14 protein-coding genes are annotated in these 19,113 nt (G+C 73.5%); 5 read left to right on the plus strand and 9 right to left on the minus strand.

Features of this window, described 5'->3' with window-relative positions:
• The first annotated feature begins 3 nt into the window (after positions 1–3).
• Entirely contained in the window at positions 4–987 is a 984-nt protein-coding gene (gene hemB, locus D7223_RS18225) for a porphobilinogen synthase (protein ID WP_120729624.1), read from the plus strand.
• Here the strand turns inward: hemB and D7223_RS18230 are convergent.
• The gene (locus D7223_RS18230; protein WP_120729625.1) at positions 981–2,126 is read right to left on the minus strand and encodes a hypothetical protein; all 1,146 of its coding nucleotides are present in this window, start codon (positions 2,124–2,126) and stop codon (positions 981–983) included. The two genes, hemB and D7223_RS18230, sit on opposite strands and share 7 nt — an antisense overlap.
• On the minus strand, positions 2,123–2,677 hold the full coding sequence (locus tag D7223_RS18235; protein ID WP_120729626.1) for an RNA polymerase sigma factor: 555 nt from the start codon (positions 2,675–2,677) through the stop codon (positions 2,123–2,125). The genes D7223_RS18230 and D7223_RS18235 overlap by 4 nt, the downstream gene beginning before the upstream one ends.
• A 373-nt stretch (positions 2,678–3,050) precedes the next feature.
• On the opposite strand from D7223_RS18235, the gene D7223_RS18240 reads away from it, so the two are divergent.
• A complete protein-coding gene (locus tag D7223_RS18240) occupies positions 3,051–3,548 on the plus strand; it encodes a helix-turn-helix domain-containing protein (RefSeq protein WP_120729627.1) in 498 nt (165 codons plus the stop codon).
• Between the two features lie 61 nt (positions 3,549–3,609).
• On the opposite strand, the gene D7223_RS18245 is transcribed toward D7223_RS18240, so the two are convergent.
• The 3 genes from D7223_RS18245 to D7223_RS18255 form a co-directional block, all read right to left on the minus strand.
• Positions 3,610–6,891, minus strand: a complete 3,282-nt coding sequence (locus D7223_RS18245; RefSeq protein ID WP_120729628.1) for a lamin tail domain-containing protein — start codon at positions 6,889–6,891, stop codon at positions 3,610–3,612.
• Between the two features lie 99 nt (positions 6,892–6,990).
• On the minus strand, positions 6,991–8,007 hold the full coding sequence (locus D7223_RS18250) for a GNAT family N-acetyltransferase (RefSeq protein ID WP_120729629.1): 1,017 nt from the start codon (positions 8,005–8,007) through the stop codon (positions 6,991–6,993).
• A 72-nt stretch (positions 8,008–8,079) separates the two neighbouring features.
• A complete protein-coding gene (locus D7223_RS18255) occupies positions 8,080–9,582 on the minus strand; it encodes a lytic transglycosylase domain-containing protein (protein WP_420330325.1) in 1,503 nt (500 codons plus the stop codon).
• Between the two features lie 38 nt (positions 9,583–9,620).
• Here D7223_RS18255 and D7223_RS18260 point away from each other — a divergent pair, with 38 nt between their 5' ends.
• Complete coding sequence (locus D7223_RS18260) at positions 9,621–9,842, plus strand: FmdB family zinc ribbon protein (protein WP_120729631.1); 222 nt, start codon at positions 9,621–9,623, stop codon at positions 9,840–9,842.
• Between the two features lie 189 nt (positions 9,843–10,031).
• Positions 10,032–12,839 carry an ATP-binding protein gene (locus D7223_RS18265; protein ID WP_120729632.1) on the plus strand — a complete coding sequence of 936 codons (2,808 nt, stop codon included), beginning with the start codon at positions 10,032–10,034 and terminating at the stop codon, positions 12,837–12,839.
• A gap of 39 nt (positions 12,840–12,878) precedes the next feature.
• Here D7223_RS18265 and D7223_RS18270 read toward each other — a convergent pair whose 3' ends face one another.
• Together D7223_RS18270 and D7223_RS18275 are read right to left on the minus strand one after the other, a co-directional pair.
• Positions 12,879–13,418, minus strand: a complete 540-nt coding sequence (locus tag D7223_RS18270; protein ID WP_120729633.1) for a phospholipase — start codon at positions 13,416–13,418, stop codon at positions 12,879–12,881.
• Between the two features lie 188 nt (positions 13,419–13,606).
• Entirely contained in the window at positions 13,607–15,265 is a 1,659-nt protein-coding gene (locus D7223_RS18275) for a glycoside hydrolase family 10-like protein (RefSeq protein WP_120729634.1), read from the minus strand.
• 316 nt (positions 15,266–15,581) lie between these two features.
• On the opposite strand from D7223_RS18275, the gene D7223_RS18280 reads away from it, so the two are divergent.
• Positions 15,582–17,057, plus strand: coding sequence for an amino acid permease (locus D7223_RS18280; RefSeq protein ID WP_120729635.1), 1,476 nt, complete (start codon positions 15,582–15,584; stop codon positions 17,055–17,057).
• A 148-nt stretch (positions 17,058–17,205) separates the two neighbouring features.
• Here the strand turns inward: D7223_RS18280 and D7223_RS18285 are convergent, their stop codons facing one another.
• Complete coding sequence (locus D7223_RS18285) at positions 17,206–18,114, minus strand: glycoside hydrolase family 43 protein (RefSeq protein ID WP_238162112.1); 909 nt, start codon at positions 18,112–18,114, stop codon at positions 17,206–17,208.
• A 104-nt stretch (positions 18,115–18,218) separates the two neighbouring features.
• Positions 18,219–19,112, minus strand: coding sequence for a carbohydrate ABC transporter permease (locus D7223_RS18290; protein WP_120729637.1), 894 nt, complete (start codon positions 19,110–19,112; stop codon positions 18,219–18,221).
• Between the last annotated feature and the right edge of the window lies 1 nt (position 19,113).

Consider the following 19,113-nt stretch of genomic DNA (forward strand, 5'->3'; position numbering starts at 1 on the left):
CCCATGCCGTACCCCGAGATCCGGCCCCGCCGGTTGCGCCGCAACGCGGCGATCCGGCGGCTGGTGTCCGAGACCCGCGTCGACCCGGCCGAGCTGGTCGTGCCGATGTTCGTCAAGGAGGGGCTGACCGAGCCGCGCGCCATCGGGTCGATGCCGGGGGTGCTTCAGCACTCCCGGGACTCGCTGCGCAAGGCGGCGGCGGAGGCGGTGCAGGCCGGTGTGGGGGGCATCATGCTCTTCGGGGTGCCGGAGACCCGGGACGCCACCGGCTCCGGTGGGATCGACCCGAACGGCATCCTCAACGTGGCGATCCGGGACGTGGCCGCCGAGGTCGGTGACGCCACCGTGGTGATGAGCGACCTCTGCCTGGACGAGTTCACCTCGCACGGGCACTGCGGCCTGCTCACCCCGGACGGCGGCGTGGACAACGACGCCACCCTCGCCGCGTACGCCGAGATGGCGGTGGCCCAGGCCGCCGCCGGGGCCGGGGTGGTCGGGCCGTCCGGGATGATGGACGGCCAGGTCGGGGTGGTACGCCGGGCGCTGGACGCCGCCGGCCACCAGGACGTGACCGTGCTGGCGTACGCGGTGAAGTACGCCTCGGCGTTCTTCGGCCCGTTCCGGGACGCGGTGGAGTCGGCGCTGGACGGCGACCGGCGGACCTACCAGCAGGACCCGGCGAACCTGCGCGAGTCGCTGCGCGAGGTCGAGCTGGACGTCGCCGAGGGCGCGGACATCGTGATGGTGAAGCCCGCCCTGCCGTACCTCGACGTGGTGTCGGCGGTCCGCGCGGCGGTGGACGTGCCGGTCGCCGCCTACCAGGTGTCCGGCGAGTACGCGATGGTCGAGGCGGCGGCCGCCAACGGTTGGATCGACCGGGAACGGGTGATGCTGGAGACGCTCACCTCGATCCGCCGGGCCGGGGCGCAGATCATCCTCACCTACTGGGCGGTCGAGGCCGCCCAGCTGCTCCGCCAGCGTTACTGAACCCGCACCGTGACGACGGTGCACACCTCCGCCACCGGGTAGACCCGCCGGGGTTCCGCGGGCAGGTCGGCCCAGACCACCCGCACGGTCGCGTCGTCGCTCCACGCCGTACCCCAGGTCCCACCCCGGACCGGTCCCGCGCCGGCGCGGGCCGTGCCGACCGGGACGTCCGTGCCGCGGACGCCGCCGCGCACGTCGTACACGGCCAGCCGGTACTCGTGCCGGCGGGCGTCCCCGGCCGGCCGTGCCCGGTAGGTGACAGCGACCCGGCTGCCGTCCGGCGAGAGCCGGAAACCGCAGTCGCCCGGAGCGGTGATCCTTCCGGTGCGCTGCCCGCCGGCCAGCGCCAGCACGTCGATCCGGCAGTCCGGACGTTCCAGGGCCGCTCGCACGGCCACCCGACCGCCGCCGACGTCGAGGGTGGCCCGGAGCAGGTCGACACCGATCGCCGCCGAGCGGAGCAGGACCTCCTCCCGGCCGGTGGCCAGGTCGTGTGCCACGAGGCCCTCGTCCCGGGTGAGGTACGCGACCCGCTGGTCCGCGCCGACCAGCTTGACGGTCCGCCCCGGTCGCCGCACCTCGCGCCGCTGCCGCACCGCGCCGTCGGCGGCCAGGACCACCAGTTCGACCGACAACCCCGCCACGTCCGGCCCGTCCTCGCGGGTGACCCCGGGCAGCAGGTCGGTGAGCCGGAGACCGACGAGCCGCCCGTCCGGCAGCGCGACCGTCTGTTCCCAGCCGGCCGGCACCGGGTGCCGGCGTACCGATCCGTCGGACAGCACCTCGTCGGCGGTGCCGCTCACCAGGCCGATCTCCGTCCCGCCGGGGGCCTGCCAGGTCCCGCCGCCACCGGCGATCAGCAGCCGTTGCACCGGTGGTGGCGTGGCGGGAGCGGGCGTGGCCACTGGGCCGGTGACCCCGGCCGGCGGCGGGGACGCCGGGGGATTGGCGGTGAGCAGCGGCACGGCACCACCGGTGAGGGTCACCAGGACCACCACGGCCCCGGCGGTGCCGACCAACCGGCGCCGGCGGCGGGTACGGACCCGGCGGTGCACGCGCGCCAGGTCCGCGGCGGGTGCCGGGGTCGCCCTCGCCGCCAGGTGCACCGCACGGACCAGATCCTCGGGTACGTCGGTCATCGTGACTCCTCCTCGCTCAGCGCGACACGCAGCCCGGTGAGGCCCCGGGAGAGCCGGCTCTTGACGGTTCCCTCGGTCAGACCCAGGGTCGCGGCGGTCTCGGCGGTGGTGAGGTCCAGCAGGACACGGCACACGATCACCGCGCGCTGCCCCTCGGGCAGGCGGGCCAGTGCCGCACGGGCCGCGAGGCCGTCCGGATCGGGGCCCGCCGTCGTCGGGTGGGCGGTGTCGCGCACCGGCGAGCGCTCCCGGCGTACCTTCCGCCACCACGAGGTGGCCCAGTTCAGCCCGACCCGGAAGACCCAGCCGGCGGGATTGTCGAGTCCGCGCACCCGGTCCCACCGTGCGTACGCCCGGGCCATCGCCTCGTCGACGGCCTCGCGGGCCAGGGTGGCGTCGCCCACCGCGAGCGCCAGCGCCCGGTGCACCCGGTCGACGTGATCGCGGTAGAAGTCGTCGAACAGCAGCTTCGCGACCTCCGCGCGCCACTCCGTCGGAGCGGTGGTCAGTTCGTCCGGTGGCCGGAGCGGCGGTGCGGGGTTACTGCCCATGCCAGGTACACGCCGGTCGAGCCGTGTCGGTTCCACCCCCCGCCTCCCGGTCGCCCTCCGGCGCGTCAAGCCGCCGCCCGGTGCGCCCCGGAGGGTCGCCCGGCGTGCCCGAAGCGTCGCCAGGTGCGCCCGGAGCGCCGCCCCGACCACCTCCTCGCACCCCTTTGCACTGCTTCAACGGACGCACCCGTCCGGAGCGGTTTTCGGTGCGTGGGTTGAAGCAGTGCAAAGGGGCCGGAGGGCACACTGCCTGGTCGGGCCGGTCGGGCCGGTCGGGCTGGCGAAGGCGGCGGGTCGAACGCACCGCGACGGTTGTCCACAGGTTTGTCCACAGGGGTTGCCGGCCCGGTGGATCCGACGCGATGGTCTGGACATGACCTCCGCATTCGATCCTCCCGTCACCGGACCCACCCTCGGTCGCGTCCCCATCCAGGGGCTTGTCCGGCGGGCGCGGCGCATCGTGGGGCTGAGCCAGAAGCGGATGGCGAGGTTCGCGCGGGTCGCGCCGTCCACCGTGGCCCGGGTGGAGGCCGGCACGCTCACACCGAGCCTGGCGGTCCTGGAACGCCTCATCGGCGCGGCCGGGCTCTACCTAGTCGTGGTCGACCAGGACGGGCGACTCGTCCTGCCGATGGAGGTGTGGGACGACACCCTCGACGGCGCGGGGCGGCGTTACCCGGCCCACCTCGACACGATCCTCGACCCGGAGCCGGGGGAGTGGTGGGCGGACATCTACGGGCTGGCCCGGCCACCCGAGACCTACCATCGCTGCCCGGTCGACCGGGAGATGCGACGTCTCCTGAGCGTGTGGGAGGTGCGGGTGGCGCAGAACCGGGCCGCCCCGCGACCCCGGAACCCCAACATCTACTGACGGCCCGCCGGCCCCGGTCGATGACCGGGGGCCGACGGGCCGTCGTGGAGCCGTTCGCTGGTCAGTCGTCGTCGGTGATGGTGCCGGTGCCGAGCGGGTCGTCCAGGAGCAGGCCGGGCACGCCGGCCACCAGCAGCGTCAGCTTCTCGTCCGCCTCCCGCTTCCGGTCACCCCGGACGATCACCGGGAAGGCGACCGACGTCTGGCCGGCGGCCAGCACCTTGCAGCCGGCGTACGGGTCGAAGTCCGACCCGGCCTGCGCCGTGCGGCCGACGGTGGCGGCACAGACCAGGACCGGCTGGGACAGCGGACGGGAGACGGTGACCGGGAAGACCAGCGTGGTGGTGCCCCGGTCGCCCTCGGCCACCGACGCGTCCCCGACCCGCACCGACGCCCGGGAACGGAACCGGGCGACCTGCGGATCGTGGTCGCTGGAACCCCGCGAGCCGTCCCCGGCGTACTCGGCGGGCCAGTCGGCGTTGATGTGTGCCGCCCGCATCTGCACCAGGTCGCCGTGCAGGGACTCGTTGACGAAGAGGTGGTCCAGCGTCTGCGCCTGCCCCTCGAAGCTGTACGAGTAGGCGGACGACGGCGCGTCGGCGAGCAGGTCCTCCCACAGGTTACGCATCCCCGCGTCGTACAGCGGGGCGAGCTGGTCCGACGGGGTCGGCTCCGCCGCCGTGGCGATGGGATCGTCGGGACGGGGGAAGACGTTCAGATCGCCGCCGTAGACCACCCGGGCGTCTCCGTCGGACGCCTCGATCGCGCTGACGATCGCCGCGCCGTACGCCGCCTGCTCCCGCCGTTGCCCGACCCGGCTGTCCGGCCCGGACGAGTAGTGGTTGCTCGCCGCCCAGAGGATGAACCGCTCCGACGAGCCGGGCGTGGCCGCGACGGTGAACTTGCCGAGCTGCGGGGCGCGGGTGAAGACGTTGTCGCCGTCCCGGCCGGTGCTCACGTCCACGTCGGCGGGGAGCACCGCGTTGAGCGCCTTCGGGTTCTGCACGTCGGCGTTGCCCGGCAGCGCCGCACCCCGGTACGCCACCGTCGGCGCTGCGCCGAGCAGCGGGTCGCCGGCGGTGGCCGGGGCCAGCGCCACCCGGTCGGTGCGGTACAGGAACGCCGACGTGATGCCGCGCGCGTCGGCGCCGGTCCGGTCGTACGCGGCGGCGTAGGCCGGGCCGCCCTTCGCCGCGACGGCCAGCGCCAGCTCCTGGAGGGTGTCCGGCGCGCCGTCGGCGTCGTTCGTGTCACCGCAGGCCAGCTCGGTGCCGGACACCGTGCAGATGTCCTGGTCCTCGGCCTCCTGCACCAGGATCAGGTCGGGCGAGTGCAGGTCGGTGGTGATCTGGTCGGCCAGTGCGGCGAGCTGCTCCCGGTATTCCTGCTCGCTGCCCGGCACGTAGTCGAACGGCGGCCGGACGCCGGGGCAGCCGGTGTTGCCGGTGAAGTCGCAGCCGTCGAACGGGTCGTCGCGGTGGTCGTACAGGTTCTCGACGTTGTACGTCGCGACCGCCACCTCACGGGACCGCTCGGCCGGGCGGGGCGGGTTGTTACGCGACGGGTCGGCACCGCCGGTGAACTCGGCCGACTCGACCTGGACGCCGTACTTCTCGAAGGAGTAGTAGAGGCCGCCCACCGCGTCGGCGGCCAGCGTGTCGAACGTGTGCGCCGGCGGCAGCAGCGTGCCGGTGTCCCCGGTGGCGCCCTTGACGCCCAGGCTGCCGAGCAGGATCCGCTGGCCGTTGCCGTCGTCGAAGCGGCGGGTCGGGTCGTTGTCCAACGGGTGCGCGTCCCGGAACACCCGGCGGGCGTACGGGTCGGCGCGGTCCAGCAGCGGGTCGTCCCGGTCGACGACGTAGGTCTCCGCGTCGGCGGTGGAGCTGAACACGTTCCGGCCGCTGACCGCGGCACTGCCGGCGCGGACCCGCAGCCGGGCACCCTCGTGCCGCTCCCAGAAGCGCTCCGCGTCGGCCAGGTCGGCCGGCGGCACCGCGTCGGTGACCTCCACCGCCGTGTTCACGTCCACGCCCGAGGCGACCCGGCGGACCAGGGAAGCGCCGGAGAGCTGGGTCATGTTGAAGTACTCGGCGACGCGGGCGCGTACCACCACCTCGTCGCCGACGGTCGGCACGTAACCGCCGATCAGCGACGGGAACGACCCCATGAAGACGAAGACGCCGTCCGAACTGGTCGGGTCGCCGTCGGTGGCGTCCGCGCGGCTCTGCAGGAAGAAGCCCCGCTGGGCGTCACCGCTGCTGGCCCGGGCCAGCGTGAGCTGGGTGATCACCCCACGGACGTCGTACAGCGCGCTGCTGGCGCCGCCGCCGGTCGCGGGCGCGAGCGGCGAGCGGTCGGCGGGGCCGGACTCGTCGTCGGTGGTCGGCCCCTGCACCTCGCCGACCGTCAGTTCCCGGGTGACCTGCACCGACAGCGTGCAGGTGGCGGTGCCGCCGTCGGCGTCGGTGGCGGTCAGCACCACCGCGTACGCCCCGGCGGTCAGGTCCGCGCTCGCGGTGACCGTCGCCCGGGCGGTGCCGCCGGCCGCGTCGGCCGGGGTGAACGCGGTCCGGCCGATCGAGCCGGTGGCCGGCGTCGGGGTGACCGAGGTGACCGCCAGGTCGACCACCGTGTCGTCGGGGTCGGTGGCGGTGACCTCCCGCCCGGCCGCGGTGCCGGCGGCGGTGACCAGGGCGGAGCCGCAGGTCAGCGTGGCCGGCACGTCGACCGGGCCACCCCCGTCGACGGTGTGCGCGCCGAGTCCGTCGACCGTGTCGGTGGCGAGGCCCGCCCACTGGGTGGCCGGGTCGAACGCGTCCGACGGGTCGGTGTCGCCGGCGGTCACCGAGGCGAGCCGGCGCAGCGTGTTGTCGGCGGTGCTGGTGAGGCCCCCACCCCACTCGGCACCCGGGTCCACGCCGACCTGGCCGATCGAGTCGAGCACCGTGGTGCCCTTGCGCAGCACGATCGCGTCGTCACCGTTGAAGAGGCTCGCGCCGGTGGTCTGGTCGGCCTGGGCGAGGATCGCCGCGTTGGCCGAGGAACTGGCGAGCACGAAGACGTCACCGGCGGCGACCGAGCCGCTCAGCGCGAGGCTGGCCGCCGGGGTGGTCGCGCCGTTGAAGTACAGCTGGAGCTGGTAGCCACCGGCGGTCAGGTCGACCGCCGCGCCGGTGCCGTTGAACAGCTCGATCGCCTTGTTGTTCGACGAGCCTTCGACGTACTCCGAGATGAACAGGTCGGTGGGCGCGGCGCTGGCCGCGGTGGGTGCGACGCCGACGGCCGTGAGGGTCACGGCGGCGGTGGCGGTCGCGAGCGCGGCGAGTGTGCGGCGCGGGCGCATGGGGCCTCCACGATGGGTGGACGGGAACTAACGCACGTTAAGGGGCGTGGTTGACCGGCGTCCATCCCCCACCGGACAGTTTCGTGAACTCCGGTCGGCTCAGCGGCCGGCGTCCAGCCGGTGCACCAGCTCGGCGACGTCCACGCTGTATTCGCACCACTCCCGGTCCGGGCGGTAGCCCAGCTCCGCGTTGACCTTGAGCATCGCCTCGTTGGCCTGAGCGTTCCAGGTCTGCACCTCGGCCAGTCCGGGCTCCGCCGAGCGCAGCTCCAGCAGCATCCGCGCCTTGATCGCGCGGTCGATCCCGTAGCCCCGGTGCTCCTGCACGACGATCGTGTCGTACTGGTCGGCGCGGGTGGGGTGCTGGGCCGGCACCACCACCTCGGTCAGGCCGGCCACCTCCCCGCTCTGCTCGTGCAGCGCGAGCACGATGTAGGGCTTCATGCCCCGCCGGTGCAGGCAGTCCAGGCTGTCCCGCAGCCGCTGCGGGTCGTACGAGCTGGGGCGCAGTTCGCCGTCGTCGACGTCGCGCACCTCGGCCTTCGCCCGCGCGTACGCCTCGATCAGCTCGTCCGGCGGGCCGCCGGGGAAGACCTCCAGGTGGTAGCCGGCGCCGATGCCGCCGGCCATCGCGGTCAGCTCGGACCAGTCGACCGTGGACAGGTCGAGCACGCTGCGGGTCTCCACGTATTCCCGGGTGAACCCGATCGACTCGTAGAACGCGACGGCCGGTGTGTCGCCGACGACCTCGACCCCGATCGACCGGAAACCCTCCTGGTAGACCCGGCGGGCGGCGACCAGGACCAGCGTGCGGCCGAGACCGGTGCGCCGCACGTCGGGGTGCACCAGCACCTCCAGCACGCCGATGTCGCCGAGCAGGAGCACGTGCACCTGCCCGAGGATTGCGCCCGGGGTGCCGTCGGCGGCCGGTTCGGCCTGCGCCACCCAGGAGATCCGCCGTTCGCCCGGCATCACCTCGGTGAGGTACTCCCGCAGGGAGTTCTCCCGCCACGCCGGATCCTCCGGAAGATCGGCCGCCAGGACCGCGTTCAGCGTGTCCAGCAGTGACGCGATCTCGGCGGACGACGCGTTCCTGGGGTCCCACTCGCGCACCATCACCTGTCTAGCTTGCCGCTAACGGCTGCCCGGGGGAAGTATCCAGTTCTCCAATGTGCGCGGACGATCACGTCACGTACGGCTGGCCCGTCCGTAGCGGTTGGCGGTGTCGTAGACGTCCTGGGCGTACCGGCGTACGTCGTTGTACGACAGGATCGCGTTCCACCAGTCACCCGGGATGGTGAGGTTCCGGCCGCCCTTGCAGAGGTAGTTGCCGGCCGCGAGGGCGGCGTCGTCGATGTCGTGCGGGTCCTTGGTGCCGTCGTTGTCGCCGTCGGCGCCGATCTCCTGCCAGGTGGTGGGGATGAACTGCATCGGGCCGATCGCCTTGTCGAGCACGGCGTCACCGTCCAGCTCACCCCGGTCGGTGTCCCGGATCAGCATCCGGCCGCCCTTGCCGTCCAGCGGCAGGCCGATGATCTTCGGTAGCGCCTTGCCGTCCGGTCCGAGCCGGGCGCCGTTGGCGCTGCCGTGTCCAGACTCGACGTGCCCGATCGCCGCGAGGGTGGTCCAGCTCAGGGCACAGCTGCGGTTGGTCTGGGCGAGGACCAGCTCGGCGTACCCGTACGCCTGGAGGGCGGTCGCCGGGATGTTCACCTTCGGGCTGATCTGGGCGGCCCAGCCGGCGAGGGCGTCCGCCGGCCGGCCGGTGCCGGGCAGGCCGACCACCGGCCCCCCGGTCGGCACCCCCACCGTCGGTGCCCCGACCGGCGCCGACCCGCTCGGCAGCGGCGCGCCGAGGGGCGGCGGCGACCCGCTGGGCAATCCGCTGGGCAGCTCGCCGGGCAACCCGGTGGGCAGTGCGGTCGGCGCACCGACGGTGGCGTCGACGGCGACCGGGCGGGGGGCGCGCACCGTCGCCGGCACCAGCAGGGCGCCGGCGGCGGCGGTCGCCGCGACCAGGGCGAGCAGGAAGACGCCGGGCAGGGTGAGCCGGCCGCTGGGGCGCCGCGACCAGTCGCGCGTCGCGCGCGCGGCGGTCACCGCGACCCGGCCGGGCGGAGTGCGTACGGCGTGCGCGAAGGGAACCCGGCGTCGCCGGGCTGCCGCCGGTACGACGGGGATGACGCCGTCCACCCGGGTGACCGTGAGTTCCCGGCTCCCGTCCGCCGCGCCCCCGCCGGCCTTCGTCCCGCCGTCCTCCGCCTGGTCCGACGGTGGCGGAGTGCCGGCCTTCGACTCGCCGGTCACCGGGGCGGTGTCGGCCTTCTCCTCGCCGACCTGCGGTCCGGCGGCCTTCCGGTCGGCGGCCGTCGCGGCGTCGGCGCCCGATGCGCCGGCGTTGGTGGCCTTGGTGTCGGCGGTCCCGGCGTCGGTGGCCTTGGCGTCGGCGGTCCCGGCGTCGGCCGTGCGGGTCCCGGTGGTCGCCGGGTCGCCGGTCTTCGACTCGTCGGGCCCCGCCGGGGCCGGGGTGCGGGACCTCAGCCAGGGTCGGCGGGGTCGCGGCACCAGCCGTCCCGGTTCGTCCGGCGCAGCTCCGGAGCCCGCGACCGGCCCGTCCAGCGGCGCGGCCGGGCGTAGGGGCCGAAGGGCCGATCTGTCCTCGCCGTCCACCACCCGTCGAGTATCACCCATGCGCGGCGGTACGTCAGGTCCGGTCGTACCCTGGTGCCATGCCCCGGTACGAGTTCCGCTGCCGCGCCTGCGGCGACACCTTCGAGGTCAACCGCCCGATGGCGCAGGCCGGCGCGCCCGCGTCCTGCCCGCAGGGGCACGACGACACGGTGAAGCTGCTGTCGGCGGTCGCGGTCACCGGTCGCGGTGGGCCCGGAACGGCCGCCGCACCCGGTCCGGCCGCCGGAGGCGGCTGCTGCGGCGGTGGCTGCGGCTGCTGAACCGGACGTCGCCGCGGTCCGGGCCCGGTGTCCGCGGTCCGGGCGGTCCGGAGGGGACGGCCGGTGACCCTTGCCGGCATCCGTCCTCAAGTGGCACGTTTGTGCGGAACCGGGCCGACCGTTCTCACGATGCGTGATGGCGCGGGTTCGGGCAGCATGAACCCGATGTCACAGGCGGAGGTTCCCCGCATGTCGCCACGGATCCACCTCCCGACCGGGTGGGTGACCTTCGTGTTCACCGACATCGAGGGATCCACCCGGTTGGCCCAGCTGCTCGGTCCCGACTACCGGCCGGTGCTCAGCGAGCACCGCCGCCTGCTGCGCCGGACGATCGCCGCGACCGAGGGCGCCGAGCTGCTGACCGAGGGCGACTCGTTCTTCCTGGCCTTCGCCGACGCGTCCGCCGCGCTGACCGCCTGCCTGACCGCCCAGCGGGCACTGGCCAGTCACGACTGGCCCACCCCGGAGGCCGCGCCCCGGGTCCGGATGGGACTGCACACCGGGTGGGCCGAGCCGCGCGACGGTGAGTACGCCAGCCCGGAGGTGCACCGGGCGGCCCGCGTCTCGGCCGCCGCGCACGGCGGTCAGGTGCTCTGTTCGGCGTCGACGTCCCGGCACGCCGACCCGTTGCCGCCCGGCGCGTCCCTGCTCGACCTCGGGCTGCACCGGTTGCGGGGCTTCGACGACCGGGAACGGCTGTTCCAGCTCGTCGCTCCCGGCCTGGAGCGGCAGTTCCCCCGGCCGCGTACCGCCGACGCGGTCGCGCACAACCTGCCCACCCAGGTCACGTCGTTCGTCGGCCGGCACGCGGAGCGGGCGGAACTGCGCCGGCTGGTGGAGACCCGCCGGCTGGTGACGGTGCTCGGCGCGGGCGGTACGGGCAAGACCCGCCTCGCCGTGGAGCTCGCCGCCGACCTGGTGGACTCGCACCCGGACGGGGTCTGGTTCGTGGACATCGCCACGGTCACCGACCCCGGGTTGGTCGCGTTCGCCATCGCGGCCGTGCTCGGCCTGCGTCCCGAGCCGGGCCGGCCGGTGGTGGACACCCTGGTCGAGCACGCGGCCGGCCGCCGGATGCTGATCGTGCTGGACACCTGCGACGCCCAACCGGCGGCGTCCGCCGAGGTGATCTCCCGTCTGCTGACCGGCGGCACCGGTGTCCAGGTGCTCGCCACCAGCCGGGAGCTGTTCGGCGTGCCCGGTGAGGTGGTGTGGCGGATCCCGCCGCTGTCGGTCGATCCGCCGGTGGACGGTGCGGAGAGCGACGCGGTGGCCCTGCTGCTGGACCGGACGGCGGCGGCCCGGGGTGGTCGGGCGCCGGACCCGGCCGAGTCGGCCGACCTGCGTCGGGTGGTGCAGCGCCTGGACGGTCTGCCGCTGGCGATCGAGCTGGCCGCGGCCCGGTTGCGGGTGCTGTCGGTCGGGCAGCTCGCCGAACGCCTCGACGACGTGCTGGGCACCCTGGACGCCGGGCGGGACGCGCCGGAGCCGCTGCCGACGGAGCGGGCGTGGATGGGCAACCAGCAGGACACGGTGGACCTGGTGGCGGCGGCCGTCGGCCAGTCGCCGCCGTCCCCGGCCACGCGGGCGGTGTACCGGTCCGCGACCGAACGGCACCAGACGATGCAGGCGACGGTGACGTGGTCGTACCGGACGCTCGGGCCGCGCGCGGCCCGGCTGCTGCGCTGGCTGTCGGTCTTCGTCGGGCCGGTGGACCTGTCCACGGTGGAGTGGCTGCTCGGCGACGACCCGCTCGACCCGCTGTCCGTGCTGGTGGACAAGTCGATGGTGCTGGCCGAGCCGCAAGCCGCCGGCAGCTCGTACCGGATGCTCGACCCGATCCGGGCGTACGCGGCCCGGCGACTGGCCGAGGCGGGGGAGGAGCAGGCTGCCCGGAACCGGCACGTGGCCTGGTCCACGCACACGCTGGAGCGGGCCCACCTGGGCGCCGACGGCCAGCCGGTCACCCTGTCCCTGTACGCGCTGGACCCGCTGGCCGGTGAGGTGCGCGCCGCGCTGCGGTGGTGCGCCACCGGCGGCAACGCCCGGGCGGGGCTGCGGCTGGCCGGTGGGTTGGACCAGTGGTGGCGGGAACGCGGGCTGGCCCGCGAGGGGCGGCTGTGGCTGTCCCGGCTGTACGGACGGCAGGCCGAGACCGGGGAGCGGATTCCGGAGGCCGAGCTGGCGGCGGCGTACCACATGCACTCGCTGCACGCCGGCGCGGACGGCGAGTTCTTCGAGGAGCTGCGTTTCTCGCAGCGGGCGGAGGCGGCGGCGCGGCAGGCGGGTGACGTGGGCCTGCTGGCCCGGGTCCTGGCCGGCCGGGCGGCTCCGCTTGTCGACATGGGGCAGCTCGCCGAGGCGGAACGGGTCTGCCGGGAGGTGATCGACTGGGCGTACCGGCAGGACGTGGTGGGTGACGCCCTGCTGGCCGTGTACGCGTTGGCCGAGCTGCTGTGGCGGCGCGGCGCCCTGCAGGAGGCGGCGGAGCTGCTGGGCGCGGCCCGGCCGGTGGAGGCGGCCCGTCCGCTCGATCGTGGCCGGCGCTCGGTGGACATGCTGCTCGGCATGGTCGCGCTGGCCCGGGGTGACCTGGTCGCCGCGCACGAGCACCTGGTGGTGGCGCTGCGGTCCCGGATGGCGCACGGCTTCCACGGCCGGGCCTGCGACACGCTGCACGCGCTCGCGGTGCGCTGCGCCGCCGGTGGCGACCTGGTGACCGCGGCGCGTCTGTTCGGCGCCGCGCAGGCGACCCGGACGAGCATGCGGTCCACGCCCGGCATCTACGGGGACTACTGGGCGGCACAGCAGGCGCAGCTGCGGCGGCGGATGGGCGACGCGACCTTCGACGACGCGTACGGCGAGGGATCGAACCTGAGCCTGGAGGAGGCCGCCGAGCTGGCCCTCGACGTGGAGCACCCGGACCTGGCCGCCGACTCGGGGCGCTTCCCCACCTCTGCCGGTTCGGACCCGCACGCCCGGCCCGCGTCGATCTAGATCGACGCCGGCCGGGCGCGGGTGGCGCGGGGGTGGGGGTCAGACGCGGGCGGTGGCGCGGCGTTCGGCGTCGGCCTTCATCTTCGCCGCGCGGTCGATGTCGGACTGCTTCACCGCGGCCGTCGAGCCGAACACCTTGACCGCCTGGTAGTAGGTCCAGGCCAGGCTGTAGCAGGCCGGCCGGACGACCGAGCCGTAGGTGGCGCAGGACCGCTTCATGTCCTCGTAGAAGGCGCTGTCCACGCGTGCCTTGTTCGCGGAGAACTGGCCGACCGCCTTGTAGTTGCGATAGCCGAAGTCGTGCCGGTTGCAGGACAGGTCGAACCGGAACCCGAGGGGGTTGTCCGGGCTCGACGAGCAGTAGTCGGTGGACCAGTCGAAGCTGTACGCCGACCAGGCGGCCTTGTTCAGCCGCGCGGAGTTCCAGGCGTTGTAGCTGCTGGCGCTGGTCTGGGTGAAGCTGGACAGGACGGCGACCTTCTCGGCGGTGGTGACGGCGGCGGCCGGCGAGGCCACCCCGAGCACGCCGAGCAGGGCGAGTGCGACCGAGGCGAGTCCGGTGGCGAGACGTCTGGGCACGGTTACCTCCGCGGGGGTGTGCGGGTGGGACGGGGGATTTGTTAACCGGCGGGTAACCGGATGTAGACAAGTTTCGATCAGTCGATGGGCCAAGATCTGTGGGCCGGGTCAACCTTTGATGGCCAGTGCGGAAACAGACGAATGCCCCGGGCGGTCGGCCCGGGGCATTCGGTGGGATCGATCGGACGTCAGCGTACGAAGGCCGGTGGGCTCACCGGGCCCTCGTTGGCCACCCGGTCCACGGCGGTCACCAGGTACGTGTACCGCTTGCCTGGCTCGGCCGTGGTGTCCACCCAGGTCTGTGCGGCGGTGCCGGGCCGGGCCCGGACGGTGTCCACCAGGTGCGCGGCGTCGGCCAGGTCGCACCGGCCGGCCAGGCGGATCCCGTCCAGCCGGTAGATGGCGTACGAGGTGGCGGTGCCCAGCGGGCCCACCCCGTCGGCCGGCTGCCGCCAGCGCAGCCGGACCCCGTCGTCCTGCCGCTGCGCCCCGGTGACCACCGGCATCAGCAGCGGCTTGCGCGGCAGGTGCGGCATCGCCGGCACGAGCGCCGGGCGGGAGTAGTGCTCGGCGGCGTAGATGTCGGTGGCGCCCAGCCGGTTGGCCCGCACCTGGACGGCCGAGAAGTGCACGTTGCCGAGCACCTCCGGGTACGACCGGTTGAGCGTCAGGTGGTCGGACAGTTCCCTCGGGTTCTGCCAGAACGGCCCGTACGCCGCCTCGCCGCTCTTGTAGTCGGCCTGCCCGATGTAGAGCTGGACCCGGGTGCCGCGCACCTGCTCGGCCCACCACGGCACCAGCCGGGCGTAGTCGGCGGCCGGGTACTGGCCGATGTACCAGTAGAGCTGCGGCACCACGTAGTCGATCCACTCCTCCTTGATCCACTTACGGGTGTCGGCGGAGATGATGTCGTACGACTGGCTGCCGGTGGTGTCCGAGCCGAGCGGGTCGGCGGACTGGTTGCGCCAGATGCCGAACGGGCTGACCCCGAACTTCACCCACGGCTTGGCCGCCTTGATCTTCTCGCCCATCTCCCGGACCAGCAGGTTGATGTTGTCCCGCCGCCAGTCGGCCTTGTCCGTGATACCCCGGCCGAACTCGGCGAACGTCGCGTCGTCGGGCACCTGGTAGGTGCCGCTCGGGTACGGGTAGAAGTAGTCGTCGAAGTGGACGCCGTCGACGTCGTACCGCCGGACCGCGTCCATCATCGCGGTCTGGACGAACTCGCGGACCGCCGGAATGCCGGGGTTGTAGTAGAGCCGGCTGCCGGCGACGCCGGCCGGCGGGTACGCGAAGGTCCACTCCGGGTGCTCGCGGGCCGGGTGGCCGGGCGCGAGCTGGGAGATGTCGGCGCCGGCACCGCCGGGCGCCGGCATGGAGACGCGGTACGGGTTGAACCAGGCGTGGAACTCCAGGTTCCGGGCGTGCGCCTCGCCCACCAGGAACGCCAGCGGGTCCCAGCCGGGGTCCTGGCCCCGGACCCCGGTCAGGAACTCCGACCAGGGCTCGTGCGGCGACGGCCAGAAGGCGTCGGCGGTCGGCCGGACCTGGACCACGACGGCGTTGTGGTTCAGCCGCTCGGCCAGGTCGAGCAGGCTCCGGTACTCGGCCTGCTGGGCGGCGATCTGGTCCGGCGCGGTCTGGGACGCCTTGCTGGGCCAGTCGATGTTGACCACCGAGGAAATCCACATCGCGCGGAACTGCCGCTTCGGCGTGGCCGGGTCGGTGACGCAGGTGGTGGTGTCGGCGGCGGGCGCGGCGGGTGCCGCGCCGGCCGGGGTGACGGCGACGAGCGCGCCGAGCAGGGCTGCGGCCAGCCCGGCCGCTCCGAGCCGAGTTGCCTTCATGCGGTGTGTCCCTTCGTTGGGGCTCCCGTGGCAGGGTCCGTCGCGGCACGGTCGGCACAATTCGCCGGAGTCAACTTGCCGCTGGTAGGAAATTTTCACACCGTGCGTGTCTCGCGCAAGGGGTGCGCGCCGATCGATACGTCCGTCCGGTTCGGCCGGCGGCCCGGCGGCCCCGTCCGCCGTGCTTTCCGTGACCAGCCACACACGTCTGGTCACGCACCGATCGAGTGGGACGTGACGGTTGGGGAGGGTCGACCCTGGGTAGCATCGCCCGGCACCGACCCATCACGGGGGTGTCGAGGGAGGGGAGAGCGCGGTGTCCGTGCTGCGTACCAAGCCGATCAGTGACGTGATCGCGCAGAGCGAGGCGGACGGTGAGGACGGCCGGCCCGGCCTGAAGCGACGGCTCGGCGCACGCGACCTCACCGGCTTCGGCATCGGCATCGTGATCGGCACCGGCATCTTCACGCTCACCGGCCTGGAGGCGCGGGACAGCGCCGGGCCGGGGGTGGTGATCTCCTTCGCCATCGCCGGCGTGGTCGCCCTGCTCGCGGCCCTCTGCTACGCCGAACTGGCGTCCAGCGTGCCGGCCGCCGGCAGCGCCTACACCTACGCGTACGCCACGATGGGCGAGATCGTCGCCTGGATCATCGGCTGGGACCTGCTGCTGGAGTTCGCGCTCGGCGCGGCGGTGGTCGCCCGGGGCTGGTCCGGCTACCTGGCCGAACTGTTCGACCTGCCGGTCGCCTGGTTCGGCGAGGAGGGCAGCGTGGTCAACCTCGGCGCCATCGGCATCGTGCTGCTGCTCGGTGTGGTGGCGATCATCGGCGTCCGCGAGTCCGCCCGGGTCACCAACGTGCTCGTCCTGGTCAAGGTCGCCATCTGCGTGTTCATCGTGATCGCCGGCGCGTTCTTCGTGAAGGCCGCCAACCTGACCCCGTTCGTCCCGCCGGCCGAGCCCGCCGGTGGCGGCGAGGGCGGCATCAAGCAACCCGTCACCCAGGCCCTGTTCGGGCTGGAACCCTCGGTCTTCGGCTTCGTCGGGGTGCTCAGCGCCGCCGCGGTGGTGTTCTTCGCGTACACCGGCTTCGAGGCGGTGGCCAACCTCGGTGAGGAGACCCGCCGGCCCCGCCGGGACCTCACCCTCGGCCTGCTCGGCACGCTGCTCATCTCCACCGTGCTCTACATCGGCGTCTCGCTGGTGCTGGTCGGCATGGTCCCGTACGACCAGATCGACCGGGGCGCCCCGATCGCCGCCGCCTTCGAGGCGGTCGGTGCCAGCTGGGCCGGCATCCTCGTCTCCATCGCCGCGGTGGCCGGCCTGACCAGCGTCATCCTGGTCGACCTGGTGGCGATGGGCCGGATCGGCTTCGCCATCTCCCGGGACGGGCTCATTCCGCCCTCGGTGGCCACGATCCACCCGCGCTGGGGCACCCCGTACCGGATCTCGGCGGTGATGACCGTGGTGGTCGCGCTGCTCGCCGGTTTCCTGCCGCTGTCCGCCCTGGCCGACCTGGTCAGCATCGGGGCGCTCTGCGCCTTCGTCCTGGTGTCGGTCGCGGTGCCGATCCTGCGCCGCAAGCGGCCCGAACTGGACCGGCCGTTCAAGGTGCCGTTCAACCCGGTGCTGCCGATCGTGTCCGCGGTGGCCTGCCTCTACCTGATGCTGAACCTGTCGGTGGAGACCTGGCTGCGGTTCGGCGCGTGGATGCTGCTCGGCGCGATCATCTACTTCGGCTACGGCTACCGCCGCAACCGGCTGGCCGAACGCGAACACCACGCCGCCGGCTGAGCGCGGCGCGCACGCGCGGTGCGCTGAGCGCGGTGCGCTGAGCGCGGTGTGCTGAGCGCGGTGTGCGGCGCGTGCGGGCCGCGTGCTGCGCGTTAAGAAGGGCCCCCTGTACAACGCCAGGCGTTAACGGGGGGCCCTTCCTTACATCTCAGGGGCGGGGTTGGGGGGTTCCGGTGGGGCCCTTCACGACCGGCTTGCCGTCCTCCCAGACGACCTCGTCGAGCCAGACCTGGCGGCCCGGGTCGACCGTGCCCTCCTGGCCCGGCACCCAGGCGTGGTAGATCAGCCACGTGCGCCCGTCCTTGACCACCATGCTCGCGTGACCCGGGCCGGAGGCGACGTCGTTGCTCTTCAGGATCGGGTTCTCCGGCGCCTTCACGCACGGGCCGGCCGGCGACTCGCAGACCGCGTAGCCCTGGGCGTACTCGGCCCGGTCGTACGCGTTGGCGGCGAAGAAGAGGTACAGCTTCCCGTCCTGCCGGTGCAGGAACGGGCCCTCGACCAGGGTGCCCTCCCACGGCTCGGTCTGCTTGAGCAGCTTCGTCGGCTCACCCACCAGGGTCAGGCCGTCGTCGGCGAGGCGCTGCGACCACAGCCAGGTGTCCACGCCGACCGCGTTGCCGTCGTTCTTCCACAGCAGCCAGAGACTGCCGTCGGTGTCCCGGAACGGGCTGGCGTCGATGGACCCGCCCTCGTCCGCCTGGCAGATCAGCGGCCCGGTGGACTCGTCCCGGTACGGCCCCTGCGGCGCGCTCGCCACCGCCCGCCCGACGCACTGCCGGCCGGATTCCTTGTCGGCCACCGTGTAGTAGAGGACGAACCGGTCCGGTGCCAGCTCGATCACCTCCGGCGCCCACGTCTTCCCGGTCAGCGCCCAGGCCGGCAGGTCCGGCAGCGCGTCCCCGGCCGGGGACCACTCCACCAGGTCCGGCGACGTGAGCACCGGGACGTTGCGCCCACCGGCGTTGGTCGAGAAGAGGTACCAGGTGTCGCCCACCCGGATCGCCTGCGGGTCCGGGTTGTCGCTCCGGACGACCGGGTTGGTGAACGTGGGCACGTCGTCTCCCGTACTCGTGCTTGTGGGGTCCTGTCCGCAACCGGCGACGAGCAGCGCGGCGGCGAGAACCGCCGCCGCACCGCGTCGCCGGGAGGTTCCGGCCCTCATCCCTTGAGGCCGCTGCGCGAGACACCCGTGATGATGTGCCGCTGGGCCAGCACGAAGAGGATCAGCACCGGCACGCTGGCCAGCACCGCACCGGCCATGATCACCGGGTAGTCGGTGACGTAGGAGCCCTGGAGCAGGCCCAGGCCCGGCGGCAGGGTGAGCGTCTCCGGGCTGAACAGCACGAAGATCGGCCAGAGGAAGTCGTTCCAGTTGGTGAGGAACGACAGCACCGCGAGGGTGGCCAGGGCCGGCTTCGACAGCGGCAGCACGACCTTCCAGAAGATCTGCCACTGGCTGGCCCCGTCCAGGGTCGCGGCCTCCTCCAGTTCCCGGGGCAGGGAGAGGAAGAACTGCCGCAGGAAGAACACCCCGAACGCGCTCGCCGCGCCGGGCACGATCACCACGGTGAGGGTGTCGATCCAGTTCAGTGAGTCGACGACCAGGAAGTTCGGGATGATCAGCGACGTCGGCGGGATGAACAGGGTGCCGACGATCAGCGCGAACAGCACCTTGCGGCCGCGGAACTCCAGCCGGGCCAGGGCGTACGCCGCCATCGAGGCGGTCGCCAGCACCAGGACCGCGTGCAGCGTGGCGGCCAGCATGCTGTTGAGGAACCAGCGCAGCACCGGGTTGGCGGTGTTGCCCAGGATCTGCTCGTAGCCGTACCCGGAGAACGGGTCCGGCAGCCAGGTAGGCGGGATCTGCTGAGCGGCGGTGTAGGTCTTCAGCGAGGTGATGACCATCCACAGCAGCGGGGCCAGGAAGACCAGCGCCAGGGCGATCAGGACCGCGTAGAGGCCGACCCGGCGCAGACCGGTGCCGGGTGCCCGTTTCACGGGCGTCGGGAGGTCCGGCGGCGCCGGGCGGGTTTCGGTGGTGGGCGTCGTCATG

Origin of the sequence: Micromonospora endolithica (assembly GCF_003626595.1) — a bacterium.
Lineage (GTDB): Bacteria > Actinomycetota > Actinomycetes > Mycobacteriales > Micromonosporaceae > Micromonospora > Micromonospora endolithica.